The organism is Vibrio sp. B183, assembly GCF_000740665.1.
Classification (GTDB): Bacteria; Pseudomonadota; Gammaproteobacteria; order Enterobacterales; family Vibrionaceae; genus Vibrio; species Vibrio coralliilyticus.
Genome location: NZ_JPQB01000005.1, coordinates 137,552 through 151,526 on the forward strand (window position 1 = coordinate 137,552; position 13,975 = coordinate 151,526).

The following is a 13,975-nucleotide window of genomic DNA, read 5'->3' on the forward strand; positions in this document are numbered from 1 at the left end:
TCAACAGGCCATATCAACAGGAAGTTAGTTTATGCTGTCGATTTTCGATATTTTTAAAGTCGGAGTTGGACCATCCAGTTCCCACACCAACGGGCCTATGCTGGCCGGTTACCACTTTACGCGCCTGCTCAACGAATCTCTGTCGAAAGTGCATAGAGTACAGGTTGATCTGTATGGTTCTCTGTCTTTGACAGGGATAGGTCACCACACGGATCGTGCAGTGATACTGGGGCTTATGGGTAATAGGCCAGACACTATCAAGATGACCAGTGCTAAACAGGCACTCGAACAGACGCTGGACGAAGGTTCGCTGCTATTAGCTGACGCACATACCATTGCATTCGGCTACGAGAGTGACATTGTATTCCATAGCGACAACCTGCCGTTACATGAAAACGGTATGACGATAACAGCTTATGATTCGTTTGGGACGCAGCTCGCATTTGAAACCTACTACTCTATCGGCGGCGGCTTCATTGCCACAGCGGCAGAGCTGGAGAATGGTGGCAGTGAGCAATCGGTCGACGTGCCCTATCCATTTACCTCTGCAGATGAGATGCTCAACATGGCAGAGGAAAGTGGTTTCAGCCTTGGCGGAATGATTCTGCAAAACGAAGTGTGCTTTTTCGACGCCGATGAAATTGACCGCAAAGCAGAACAGATATGGAAAGTCATGTCCCTCTGCATGCAACGCGGCTTTGAAACGGAAGGGATTCTAGAAGGTGGCCTAAATGTTACCCGACGTGCGCCTAACTTGCTCAAAAAACTGGAAGCCAACGAAGCAATCGAAAACGACCCAATGGAAATCATGGATTGGATTAACTTGTTTGCCTTTGCGGTCAGTGAAGAAAACGCTGCAGGTGGTCAGGTTGTCACCTCGCCTACCAATGGCGCCGCAGGTGTTATTCCAGCAGTATTGATGTATTACCACCGATTTATCAAAGAACTCGACCTCAAGCAGATTAAAGATTTCCTCGCGGTCGCAGGAGCGATTGGCATTCTTTATAAAACCAATGCGTCCATTTCTGGTGCTGAAGTTGGCTGTCAGGGTGAAGTTGGTGTTTCATCGTCTATGGCTGCGGCAGGCTTGACAGCACTTAGAGGTGGTAGCAATGAACAGATCTGTATTGCAGCAGAGATTGCTATGGAGCATTCATTGGGTATGACATGTGACCCAATTGGTGGCCTAGTGCAAGTTCCGTGTATCGAGCGTAATGCGATGGGAGCAATGAAAGCGATTAATGCATCGCGCATGGCTCTAAAACGAACCAGCAAGTGCTTAATCTCACTAGATAAAGTCATCGCTACTATGTATCAGACGGGTAAGGATATGAACAAGAAATATCGCGAAACGTCACTTGGCGGATTAGCGGTTATTCATATGGCTCCACCGTGTGAGTAATCTAAACTCTTGGTGATCCACTCGGAGAATTGAGTAGCCAGTGGATTGTGAACATCACGCTGCAATAAATAGTGCCCATCTCGACTGGGCACTTTTTTATCACCTACTTTCACTAGACTGCCCTGAATAAGCTGCTCTTCGACCAACAACTCTTTCACTAACAGCACACCCAACCCCGCAACAGCTGCCTCAATAGAAAGGAGGGAGTGATCAAACTGCAACGACGGCTCTTTCACCACTCCCACATACTGATGGTAATCGAACCAGAATTGCCAGTCTTCTTTGTAACCCGTTGTGGCAATTTTCTCACACCCTGCAAGTTCTTCCAGCGTGTTCAACAGCTTGGATTTAACGAGCCGCGGAGCCGCAACCAGCACCCAACTTTCTTCCGTAAGAACCTTGGCCTTCACTTCATCTTGAGGTAAAGGTCCATTAATGATTTCAATGTCCGCTACTTTGCTCCCATTCGGATAAGCATTAGATGTGGTGAATACCTTGAGCTCCACATTGGGATATTCGCGCCGAAAGTCTTCGAGACGTGGAATTAACCATTGAAAGCAGAAGCTTTGCGCAATACTCAGCTTCAGCATTTGGCGTTGTTTGCGTTGAAACAGTTGCTCTGTTCCAACCGACAGTGATTCAAACATTTGCGTCAGGAGCGGTAAGTAATATTGAGCATCTTGCGTTAGCAGTAGCTTGGCGCCTTTACGTTCAAACAAGGTCGCATCAAGATAAGTTTCCAGTTGCTTAACTTGCTGACTTACGGCAGCCCGAGTCACATTAAGTTCTTCCGCAGCTCTGGTTAGGCTCTGCAACCGAGCTGCGGATTCGAAAGCTTTTAAAGCATTAAGAGGAGGGATAAAACGCATAGGTAGGCAGTTGTTCTTACAAACACTCAGCATGCCAAGGCTTTATGACAGGTGTATTACTCAACCTTATCTGCTTTGCCTGCAGCACCTGCAAGTTTCGCCAACCACTTATCCCAAATCATTGGCGATTGTTCATTATCTTCTGCTTCTTCTTTTCTTCGTACCGCATTTCTCACCATCATGGCGCCTAGCCACCTTATCGGCTCTGGCGGAAAACACCCTAGCGGCCCTTGTACTAACCCACTTCGAGTCCAATCATTACTTTCCCCAAGCACAAGAGAAGACAATATCTTTCCGCCCATGCGGGTCTGCACTACGCCATTACCTGAATAACCGAAACCATAAAAGATGTTTTTCTGTCCCTGAAGACGACCAAAGAAAGGCAATCCCGTTACCGAGCGGTCAGATCCACCTGTCCAGTTGTAGGCAAATTTGGCCTCCTTAAAGTGGGGAAATAACTTCTTGAACGACTTATCCAAAATGGAGAAATATCGGGTGGGTTGGTTGAACATGTTATCAACCCGATTACCCAACGAAAATCGATTACCACCCTTACCTAGCATAAGCCGTCCGTCTTTGGTATCTCGGTAATAGTGAACAAAGATACGAGAGTCTACTACCGCTGCACCTCGGTCAAACTCACTTTTTTCAAGTGTATTTTCAAGCGGTTCAGTAATGACCATATCGGAAGATACCACCACAATGCTGCGCTTAAACTGTTTAAAGTGTTCAACCATCCAAGCGTTTAAACCGAGTACCACTTTAGCCGCTGTGATTTTACCATTTGGGGTTATGACGATTGCAGGATCGCCAAAGTTAATCTGCGTCATTGGCGTGTTCTCAAACACTTTGATGCCTTTCTCGACAGCGACTCGGCGAAGGCCACGCACCAATAATGCTGGCTGAACACTCCCTGCTGCAGGCGAATAGTACCCTTCAATATGCTGCGCAGAACCCGCTAACCGAGCGATATCGTCATCATTGCATTTTTGCCAACTGCTGATATTTAGTCGCCTAAGTTCATCGACAACTGGCTGCATCGCGCCCCGCTGAGCGGTGTTGGTTGCGGTATAGTAAGTGCCCTGTCGGCGCAGTTCTGCGTCTATCTCATGCTGTTGGCAAAATTGCTCGATTTCGTATACCGCAGCTTCGGATTCTTTAACGAGTCTTTTAGCTTCATCCTCACCAAATAAACGTTTCATCGTTGGGTACTTGGTAGACCAAGTCAGCATACAGCCACCATTCGCACCAGATGCCCCGCTGCCACACAGCCCTTTATCAATCACCGTGATCTCAAGTTCAGGTTGTTGTTCTTTGAGCATGATGGCAGTCCATAAACCGGTATAACCACCGCCAACAATAGCCACATCAACCGTAATGTCCTCTGACAAGGGTTGCGTATCAAGGGGATGCTCTCGCTCTAGAGCCTGTTTGAACCAAAATGAGGGATGCTGTGACATAGCTGAATACCTTATGTTATCGATACTCAAAAGGTACGCATATCGGCGTCAATCGCCCAACGAGGATATCTTTCGCTCAGCGATAGTAAAACTAACGCAAACAAAAAAGCGCAGACTGGCTGCGCTTTTTATATGAAATGATCCCTGACTAGATTTTGTCAGAAACTGCTAACGTTGCAGACAAGGTATCGGCACCAAACTGAAGACTTCGCTCGGGCGACCAACCATAAAGAGGATCAGGGTAATCGTTGTTGTCTTTAAACGGCATTTCAATCGTGTAAGACAAGCACTTGAATTGTTCCCCCACCCAATTTGAGCCTACCGTTAGGTTAGCTTTACTCGGCTCATCTTTGTCATAGCCAAACTCATCTTGGAATTCAGGAGTCACAGTATGCAGTGCCTGTTTGAATGCAGTTTCAAGTGAAGCCAATCGCTCATCATAAGAGGGAATGCCTTCTGAACCCGCAACAAAGTTGTAAGGGATCGCTTCATCGCCGTGAATATCAAGAAACATGTCCACACCAGTTTCAAGCATCTTCTCTCTTACCAAAAAGACTTCAGGACTTTTCTCCATACTTGGAGATTGCCATTCACGGTTAAGGTTTACACCAATCGCGTTACAACGTAGATGTCCACGGATACTGCCATCAGGGTTCATGTTTGGTACAACATAAAGTACCGCTTTATCAAGTAACGCACGAGCACCTGTGTCTTCATCATCAATCAGGCGCTGAATCATCCCTTCCATAAACCATTCGGCCATGGTTTCACCTGGGTGCTGCCTAGCGATGACCCAGATTTTCTTCTTGCCTTCTTCCGGTTCGCCAAAAGTCAGTAAGCTCATGTCATTGCCATCAAGGGTATGCCCTAGAGTTTCCAGTTTGCAGTGATGAGCGCTTTGCGCGGCATGCAACAGATCTTGGTGTCGGTCATAGCTATAAGGCGCAAAATAGGCAAAGTAAACTGAGCCATGTTCAGGAATCACGGTAAAACTAAGCGTATCACCGTCAAATTCGGCCGGAATTCGGAACCACTCTTCTCGGTCATAAGAGGCCACTACGTCATAATCCTTCCAACCCTCTGGATACGCAGAGTTTTTCAGGTCAACTATCTGAATAGAATGTGACTGCTCAGCTTCTGTCTCCAGTCGAAAGTGGAACCACTGATAAAACTCAGATTGGTTGTCATTAGGAATCTTAAGTTGAATTGCATCTTTGTCATCTGCGTTGACGACTTCAATACTACCACTTTCGAAATTGCTGAAGATCTTCATTGAATTACTTTCCTTATCAATAAGAGCGAGATTGCCAGACAGGCTAACACAAAGGTTAGTGCACCAAAATGAAAATGCAGACTCCTGACAAAAGGTTTGCAAGTGATACTTATCCGACGCAAACGTTTTGGTTCAACTTCATTATAAAAAGTTATGCGAGATTTAGAAAAACTCGTGCATCGAATGCATTTTCTGCGATAATTGTTTCAATTTATAACATGCCACAGATGATATTATTATCAGATGTTAATTCTGTGTTATACCAACTATATGAGACTATTATGTGGAATAAACTCAACAAATCAATGATGTTCTGCCAAGCAATGTTTGGTTTATCATTCTACGGTGTGATGGTTATCCTGACCCGCTTCTTCTTAGAAGATCTGGGGTATAGTGAAGCGGACACCATGATGGTTGTCGGGGCTTTCTCTTCTATCGGTCCACTGTTCGCTATCGCGGGTGGCTTCATAGCAGATAAATTCCTTGGAGCCTACCGTTCACTCACTATTGCTTACGGCACTTTTGCAACTGGCTATACGCTACTCGTGCTAGGTGCATCAACAACGAACGTGCCAATGAGCCTTGTCGGTATCGCACTGGCGAGCTACGCGCGTGGTTTGATGTCTCCTTCTTATCCAAGTCTATACAAACGCACTTTTTCTACTGAAGAAGACTTCGAAAACGGCTATCCCGTCAACTACTCGGTCAACAATGTCGGTGCACTTCTCGGCCAATATCTGTTCCCAATGTTTGTCCTGGCAATCGGGTTCCATGGTAGCTTCATGCTGTCTGCGGTAATGGCTGGTTTCGCTTTTGTTACCCTAGTCATCTTCAACAAACAGTTAGTTGGTGTGGGTGCAGATATCGACAAGAACTCAGTGAGTGTTAAAAACTGGCTGTCGTTCTTTGCCCTTTCGGCAGCAATGGTTGGCTTAGTGTTCTTCATGTTCTCAAACATGGATATTGGCCAGAACATTGTCTACGCCATCGGTGCTGCAGCTATCCTGTATTTCATCACATTAATGATCAAGTCAGGTAAGTCAGACGCGTTGAAAATGGGCACAATCCTTATCATGACTGTACTCACGACCTGCTTCTTCGTGTACTACGGTCAAATGATGACCTCTATGACCATGGTAACCATCAACACCATGCGTGGTGACCTGTTCAACATCATCCCTATCGCTCCGGAAGCATCAATGGCAATGAACCCACTTTGGTGTATTGTTGCGGGCCCTGTGATTGCCATGACGTTTTCTTCTCTGGAGAAAAAAGGCATCAACTTCTCCACTGCGACAAAGATCGGCTTTGCGTTTATCTTCACCGCTATCGCCTTTGGTATTCTGACAATGGCTGTAATGAACATTGGTGAAGACGTTGTGATTCGTCCTGAAGTCTTCTTAGCGATTCACTTCTTCCAAGCATTTGCCGAAGTTATCGTTGGTAGCTTGGTAGTCGCCTTTATCCTTTCAGTCGCTCCAAAACACATTGAAGGTTTCTCGGTGTCGCTCTTCTCAGTGGCGATGGCATTGAGTGGTATCGTGGGCGCGGTATTCTCAACCTCAATCGCACTCGAAAAAGGCCAGGAAATAACGCAAGAGATCGTACAAAACGTTTACGGTGATTACTTCCAATTGCTAACTGTACTAGCCGTAGTCATGGTTGCAATTGCTCTGATTTCTTCTGTCATCATTCGTAAGATGCTAGATGCAGCTCGTGCAGATGAGCAGCCTGAGTTAGTTGAAGCTGAAAGCTAATAGATTCATGAAACAGAAAGCCCCGGTTTATATCCGGGGCTTTTTATTAGGTGCTAGCAAAAAACCAATAAAGACGTATTTAGTCTCTATTAGAAGAAGAGTGGGTGCGGTACTTATAATCCACGCTTAGTACTGGCTGGTATGCCACTTCACCATCAGAATTTACAAGCTCTTTTACAGATACACTAGATTGAATGATTTTAAATGAACTAGTATCCACAAGCTCACCTGAATAGTAATCCACAGTGCGGCTCAGCTCGTAAGGCGATTTATTGTTGATTTGATCGGCCATTGCATGCCCAGCAGAAAACGCAGCATCACTACTCTGTACAATGTCTCCCGTCATCGTGACGGATTTTAGAGAAGTGTTACCACTTAAACCTGCAACAGCAAAAGAACTAAACAACAATACGCTAGATAGACTGATTAACTTAATCATAACTGACTCCTTAGTTACCTTAAAATCGAGCCTTGTGCCTCGCTCGAATACCTAAATGGTACGTAAAAGAAGACCGATAGGGATTAGAAAATCTTGCACTTGTTATTCAACAAATTCGACGATTACTTAAAACTAGTTGTTGTATAAAAATTAGGGTTTTAGTGGTCCAAGATATGCTAATAAGATAATTTTATGTGACTTCAATCACTTATTATTTCGAGTCTAGAACGAAGAAAGCGGAAGGCTTTTACTCTTTATAATTATTTCTCATAAAATAAGTAACAAATGTCATAATAAAAACTGATAAATTTAATCAACTATTGAGAATAGTCCACCCGATACATGAGTTGTTGCCCGTCAGAGCACGGTCAAAACTAAGCCACCTAAGATCAACATCGTTCCTGATAGGCGGGTAACTAAAAACTTTTCAGATAGCCAAATAATTCCAAATATCATCCCAAACACAATACTAAGCTGACGCAACGCGACCACATAACTTACATTCTCCGTCATTGTCATTGCGTAAAGCACCAGCCCATAAGTGGTTGACATCATTGTGCCTGCAATGGCTGAAGGCTTCTTGATAGCCCAAGCATCTTTAAAGTCATCAAATCGCTTAGCAACTAATAGATAGCTCGCGATACACAACGCAATTGACCAAAACTGTATCCCCAAATAGAAAACCGCAGAGGCTTTATCACTCACTACTTGTTGAAAAGCATTACCCAAAATTACTAGAGCTTCTTTATCAAGGATCGAATAACCCGAGGTTCCAAGCGCAGCAATAAGAGCAAACAACACACCAGCATTGAGGTATCCCTGCAAATTAAACTGCCTGAATGATTCTAAAGGAACAAATAGACAACCGAGTGTGATAAGCGAGAAGCCAACCCAGCTAAGCGTCGACAAATCATAACCAAGAGCAACCGTACCTGCGCCTACCATCAATACAGGTAGTGCCCGCGCAATAGGATAAATCACGCCAATATCCGCTTGCTTGTATGCGAACCCAAGGCCCAGCATGTAAACCATCTGGGCAATACCACTAGCCAATAGAATCCACCAGAAGGTTTGAGGGAATGAATCGACACCAACTTGATTGATGTACCAGACGATATAAGGAGTGAGCAGCAACGCCGCCGCTGAACTACTGGCGAGAAAGAAAGCTGGCCCCGAAGCTTTATTGCTTTTGCTGAGCAAGTTCCATCCTGCATGAAGAAAAGCAGAAATAACAACCAGAAACATAGCCCAAACAGACATAGAAAATCCTTGTAAAAAAGGGCTTCCACAAACGGAAGCCCATCAAATTAAGAGAAGAGATTAGTGGTTTAGTACAGCAATAGATTCGATGCTAATTGCATCGTGGCGCCAATACTCGATATCACAATCGATAAGCTCACCATGCTGGTTGTAGTTAATACGCTCGACGACCATAGCTGGTGTACCAGACGTAGCTCTCAACGCCTGAGCGGTATCTCCGAGCAAACTACTGGTACTGATGCGATATCGAATTTTCTGATACACCATGCCGAAGTGATCACGATAGATATCGGTAAGCGATTGAGATAAATCGAAGTCCAAAAGATTAGGAAACAGCTCAGGACGAATATAGTTAGTGACAAACACCACAGGGCGATCTTCCAGATACCTTACCCTATCCACCTTATAAACATCGGAGAATGGTTGAAGCCCAAGAAGGCTAGCAGCCTGCTTATTGGCAAGAATGCCCTTTGCCGCAATCAGTTCAGTCTGTGGGGAACGGTTTTGCGCCAGCGCCATATTGGTAAAATTCAACGTCTGCGTAGGGTCATACTTCAAAGGCTCTGGAGAAATGAACCAACCACGGCGGTCTTCGCGATAGATACGACCTTCCGCTTCCAGCAATGACAAGGCTTCACGTAATGTCACACGAGTGGTATCAAACGATTCTGACAGTTTACGCTCTGCTGGCAATTTTTGCCGCGGTGAAAGTAAACCGGATTCAATCTGCTCGACAATAGAATCTTTAATTTTTACGTACTGCACCCGTTGTCCTTACCTTTTACGCCACGCTTGCGTTCTGTTTTCTAACCATTTCCCTAGCGTCATGTGCACTAGCTTTGCGACCGTAGCTGAAATCATGATCATCACCGCCATCGCTGCTGCAGCGCCCGTCTGACCTGCATCGTCCATATTCAATACAGAAACAGAAGCCGGAATGGTTTCAGTTGAATAGATGAATACTACCGCAGAAGTGGTGGTTAATGCATTAATAAACAGATACGTAGCGATATCCAATGTCGCAGGGACACAGACGGGCAAAGTCACTTTAAAGAACAGCTTATATTGAGGCAACTTGACGGAAGCTGCTGTTGCCTCGATTTCTGCTGGGATCTGCTTCAGCGCCGTCACGGCTGTCATATGACCGACAGTGTAATAGTGAACCACTGTATTGATTACCAGAAAGGCCATCGTGCCATAGAGGAAGCTCAGCGGGTTATTGGCATCGTTAAAGTAGAAAATATAGCCCAAGCCTAACACCATGCCCGGCACGGTCATGGGTACCACACTCAGCATTTGCATTGCCTGCCTTACAGGAGCAAAGGCGCGTCCTTTCTCGATGCAATATGCTCCGACAAAAATCAATGCGGTACCAATAATGGCAGTCCATGTCGCCAGCGATAATGAGTTGAAGTACGGTTGCCAACCATAAGTACTCATCTCGGCGAAGTTATAGTTATTCAGCGTTAGTGCTTTATTCCAAGGCCAGAAGGTCACCAAGGAACCATAAACCGCCATGCCCAATACCGTAATGACCGCTAATGAGATCAATGAACAATACAGGAAGCAAGCGCCATCTCGAACTTTGTTCGGTTCAGGTTGATAAGGTACGGAGCGCGTATCAAACAAGCTCTTTTGTTTTTTCTGCACCCAACGGTCTGCCACGAATGCTAACAAAGCGGGAATCAACAACAGAATACTGGTCACTGCACCCATAGAGAAGTTTTGCTGCCCGACAACCTGCTTAAAGATATCCGTAGCAAGAACGTTATAGCTTCCACCGATGACTTTTGGCACACCAAAATCACACACAACTAAAGTGAAGACAACGATCAGCGTGCTGATCAATCCGTATTTCGCTGCGGGTAAAGTCACCATAAAGAACGTTTTCAGTGGAGATGTTTTCAACGCGCGAGCGGCTTCATACAAACGCGCGTCAGACGTACGAAGCGAGGTAGTCAGTATCATCAACGCATGGGGGAAGGTCCAGAAAATCAAACCTAACGAAATACCAATTAGACCATACACAGAATGACCGCCCAGCACTTCTTTCGCTATACCCTGATTACCAAACAAAAAAATCAGGCTGATCGCAGGTAACAGCGAAGGTGCAAGAATAGGCGCTGCACCCAAGACATGGAACAAGCCCTTCATCGGCATACAAGAGCGAGTCAATGCGTAGGCATAGCCAAACGCCAGAACACCAACAACAGCGGTTACCAACAATCCAACCGTCAATGTATTCCCGAGAGACTGCCACAGGCTCGCCTGTGAAAAATAGCTGGCAAAATTGGCTAAACCAACAAATTCACCTTCCGTACCCTGCACGCTTTTCGCCAACATCGCCCATAGAGGCATGACGATAAAAATCACCAGCAACGAAAATAGAAGCGCAAGTAAGCTAAACAAGACGATGTTATCGCGGCTGATACGTTTTAAGTGGCTGGTAGAATGATTCTTCAGAGCAATCAGCGTCGAACTATTCATTGTATTACTGTCCATTGCATTCATCCTAAGCCGCAATCGCTTTGTCGCCATTTGCGCTCAACGCTGGGTAGGCTCTGGCTCCTCGCTCGGCAAACTGAATGTAGCGAATGTCGCCAACACGCAGCTTCATGTTTTGCGCTTGTTCACCGGAAACGTCAACAAAGATAGGAGCAGCGTGTTTGTCGTGCTGCAACTCACACTCATATCGGCAGAACGACCCTAAAAATTCATAGGTACGAATACGGACTGGCAACGCATCCTTTACTTCTTCGGAAAAGCGAATATTCTCTGGACGGATTGCTAAGTCAAAACGATCACCACGGACCAGATTTCTGTTTTCCAACACCGGGGCTTGAATGAGGGACTCTGCAATGCGTAGCTGACTGTCAGTTGCCACCGAAGCACCAATAAAATTCATGCTACCAACAAACTCAGCAACAAATCGGGTTGCTGGTTGTTGATAGATTTCCTGTGGCGTGCCAACTTGCTCAATTACGCCGTGATTCATCACCACAATGCGATCTGCCATCGACAGCGCTTCATCCTGATCATGAGTCACCATAATGGTTGTAATGCCCAGCTTACGTTGTAGTTTACAAATCTCATCACGCAAGTGAACACGTACTTTGGCGTCAAGTGCAGATAAAGGTTCATCAAGTAGTAGTAGGCCTGGAGAAAGGGCTAAAGCACGAGCAAGTGCGACACGCTGCTGCTGACCACCAGATAGCTGATTTGGATACTTTTGCCCAGATGTAGGAAGTCCAATCATCTCCAGCCAGTAATCGACTTTCTCCAGTGCTTCTTGATTCGACATGCCTTGATTCTTCAGGCCAATAGCAATGTTTTCTTGCACAGTCAGATTGGGAAACAGAGCATACGATTGGAATACAATGCCAAAATCGCGCTTTTCAGGTGGTAGGAAAGTAGTCTCTTCACCGTGTTGAGAAATTGAACCTGAAGTTGGAAGATCGAGCCCAGCAATGGCTCTCAGTAGCGTCGTTTTACCGCAGCCAGATGGCCCAAGGAAACAAACAAACTCGCCTTTTTCAATGGCAAGTGAGATATTTTTAAGCGCTGTAAATTGCCCGAATTGCTTTACAACGTTTTCAATCTGTAGATAAGGTTGGTTAGTTGGCATAACACACTCTCCAAATGGTATATACCAACTCTAAATCTGGTTTATTTCAGACGCATTACAAATTTATAGACCAAAGATGACAAAAGCATGAAGGCAGGATGATTTAACCACCAAGACCGACTCAGATTAATCCCAAGCGACAGACATTTTGTAATATGGGATATCCCCCTTGTAAAAGCGCTCACCCTGCTCTGTCATACCAAATCTTTTATACAGCGATAATGCGCTTTCACGAGCATCACACCAAAAAACAATGACGCCCGTACTTTGCAATTCACTAATTATAACCTTGAGTACGTTTGAACCTATCCCCTGCCCTTGATACTCCGGAGAAGTAGCAAACTTTCTCAATCGAGCGACATTGTCAGAGACGAATACAGAAGCGACACAGACTAACTCTCCAGCGACAAACGCACCAAAATGTAAACCCACGTCATCTTCTTCCACACGGCAAAAATCGATACTCTTCTCTGGCCAAAGTACCTGATGCCTTAAAGCAAGCGTGTCTTCTGCTGATATTTTTCTAACGTCCATGATTTCTTCTACCTCGAATAACCTTTGAACAAATTTGCCTGTGATGAATCCAAAATGCAAAAGGGAGAGCCTATGCTCTCCCTAAAATACTCAGCCATAAGAGGCCAGTAAGGTTATCAAAACCTTATGATTTTGGCTCTGATTTTGCGTCAAATTTCGCAGACCAAGTTGCAAGAATGTCTGCTCGCTTGCTACCCATTTGAGCAAAGTCCATCTCTGCCATGTTCTCTTGTACATTAGGGAAGTTAGAGACGCTTGCTTTGACATCTTTATGAGCAACAACCGGGTACATTTCTACATACAGCTCGTTTGCTGCTTTAGAAATAGACCAATCAACAACACGTTTCGCCGCTTCGGACTCTTTAACCAGACCTACTGCTTCTGATTCCCAACCAATGCCCTTAGGTGTGATCACAGCCAAAGGTGCGCCCTGAGTCTTCAGCTTAGCACCACGGCTAGCCATAGAAATACCAATCGCTACTTCGCCCATACCCGCTTGTACACATGGCTTAGAACCTGAGTGCGTATAATGTGCGATGTTTTTATCCAGCGCCTTCATGTAGTTCCAACCTTTGTCTTCACCCATGTTTTGTAGCCATGCAGAAACCTGCATGTAACCTGTACCAGAAGACGCAGGGTTTGGCATCGCAATGTGACCTTTGTAGACCGGATCTGTCAGGTCTTCCCACGACGTAGGTTTAGGTAGGTTCAACTGTTTCGCCACCGCTTCATTGAAACAAACTGCGTTGAAAAATGCATCATTACCAAACCAAGCTTGATTCGATTGCGGGTCGTTAAGGTTCGCATGTAGGGACTCTACACCATTAGGCGTGTATGGCTTAAGCAAACCTTGGTCTTTCAATAATGCCATTGAAGAACCTGCCAGGCCCCATACAACTTCTGCACGTGGGTTGTTTTTTTCTGCCAGTAACTTAGCAGTCATAATACCCGTAGAATCGCGAACCCACTTGATCTTGATGTCTGGGTTTTCTTTCTCAAACGCAGACTTGTACTTTGCAAGAATGTCCGTTTCGAAAGCGGTGTAAACCGTTACTTCCTGAGACGCCATTGCATTCGTTGCTAGCAGAGAGACAAGTGCAGCCAGCGATCCTTTCATCAAACGGTTTTTCATCATTTTCTCCAATTAAGACTATTTGTTTGAGACCGATTGACATTGCATTCTCTTTGCAAAAGTCGATTGGTCTGTACCAGTTAACGATATACACCCTAAAATGGCTTTGTGACGATTCTATGAATAAAAAATGGCACTTTTTAGAAACCTATCCAGAAATTTGACCAAGTTAAAATCCCACAACGATGCGATGTTAAAGTTTTATGAATTTCAGTTTTTGTCTA

The 13,975-nt window shown here is 45.2% G+C and carries 12 protein-coding genes; 2 read left to right on the top strand and 10 right to left on the bottom strand.

The features are described from left to right. Positions 1-31: 31 nt before the first annotated feature. On the top strand, positions 32-1,402 hold the full coding sequence (locus tag IX95_RS06280) for an L-serine ammonia-lyase (RefSeq protein ID WP_038157942.1): 1,371 nt from the start codon (positions 32-34) through the stop codon (positions 1,400-1,402). On the opposite strand, the gene IX95_RS06285 is transcribed toward IX95_RS06280, so the two are convergent. The 3 genes from IX95_RS06285 to IX95_RS06295 all read right to left on the bottom strand — a co-directional run bounded on the left by IX95_RS06285 (position 1,378) and on the right by IX95_RS06295 (position 5,004). Continuing rightward, positions 1,378-2,271, bottom strand: coding sequence for a LysR substrate-binding domain-containing protein (locus IX95_RS06285; RefSeq protein ID WP_038157944.1), 894 nt, complete (start codon positions 2,269-2,271; stop codon positions 1,378-1,380). The genes IX95_RS06280 and IX95_RS06285 overlap by 25 nt on opposite strands. 56 nt (positions 2,272-2,327) lie before the next feature. After that, positions 2,328-3,731 (bottom strand): FAD-dependent oxidoreductase, encoded by a 1,404-nt coding sequence (locus tag IX95_RS06290; RefSeq protein WP_038157946.1) that lies wholly within the window; start codon positions 3,729-3,731, stop codon positions 2,328-2,330. A 148-nt stretch (positions 3,732-3,879) separates the two neighbouring features. Next, entirely contained in the window at positions 3,880-5,004 is a 1,125-nt protein-coding gene (locus tag IX95_RS06295; RefSeq protein ID WP_038157947.1) for a M14 family metallopeptidase, read from the bottom strand. 281 nt (positions 5,005-5,285) lie between these two features. Here IX95_RS06295 and IX95_RS06300 point away from each other — a divergent pair, with 281 nt between their 5' ends. Further along, positions 5,286-6,761, top strand: a complete 1,476-nt coding sequence (locus IX95_RS06300; RefSeq protein ID WP_031342210.1) for a peptide MFS transporter — start codon at positions 5,286-5,288, stop codon at positions 6,759-6,761. Between the two features lie 79 nt (positions 6,762-6,840). Here IX95_RS06300 and IX95_RS06305 read toward each other — a convergent pair whose 3' ends face one another. The 7 genes from IX95_RS06305 to IX95_RS06335 form a co-directional block, all read right to left on the bottom strand. Beyond that, positions 6,841-7,200 (bottom strand): DUF3316 domain-containing protein, encoded by a 360-nt coding sequence (locus IX95_RS06305; protein WP_021455071.1) that lies wholly within the window; start codon positions 7,198-7,200, stop codon positions 6,841-6,843. A gap of 357 nt (positions 7,201-7,557) precedes the next feature. Then, entirely contained in the window at positions 7,558-8,460 is a 903-nt protein-coding gene (locus tag IX95_RS06310; protein WP_038157948.1) for an EamA family transporter, read from the bottom strand. A gap of 60 nt (positions 8,461-8,520) precedes the next feature. Beyond that, positions 8,521-9,225: a phosphonate utilization transcriptional regulator PhnR gene (gene phnR / locus IX95_RS06315; RefSeq protein ID WP_038157950.1), complete on the bottom strand. Its 705-nt coding sequence runs from the start codon at positions 9,223-9,225 to the stop codon at positions 8,521-8,523. 9 nt (positions 9,226-9,234) lie between these two features. Beyond that, positions 9,235-10,947, bottom strand: coding sequence for a putative 2-aminoethylphosphonate ABC transporter permease subunit (locus tag IX95_RS06320; protein WP_436411202.1), 1,713 nt, complete (start codon positions 10,945-10,947; stop codon positions 9,235-9,237). A gap of 25 nt (positions 10,948-10,972) precedes the next feature. Then, the gene (locus tag IX95_RS06325) at positions 10,973-12,085 is read right to left on the bottom strand and encodes a putative 2-aminoethylphosphonate ABC transporter ATP-binding protein (protein ID WP_038157955.1); all 1,113 of its coding nucleotides are present in this window, start codon (positions 12,083-12,085) and stop codon (positions 10,973-10,975) included. A 126-nt stretch (positions 12,086-12,211) separates the two neighbouring features. Then, positions 12,212-12,619 (bottom strand): GNAT family N-acetyltransferase, encoded by a 408-nt coding sequence (locus tag IX95_RS06330; RefSeq protein ID WP_038158503.1) that lies wholly within the window; start codon positions 12,617-12,619, stop codon positions 12,212-12,214. A gap of 124 nt (positions 12,620-12,743) precedes the next feature. Beyond that, entirely contained in the window at positions 12,744-13,754 is a 1,011-nt protein-coding gene (locus tag IX95_RS06335) for a putative 2-aminoethylphosphonate ABC transporter substrate-binding protein (protein ID WP_152562009.1), read from the bottom strand. Positions 13,755-13,975 lie beyond the last annotated feature (221 nt).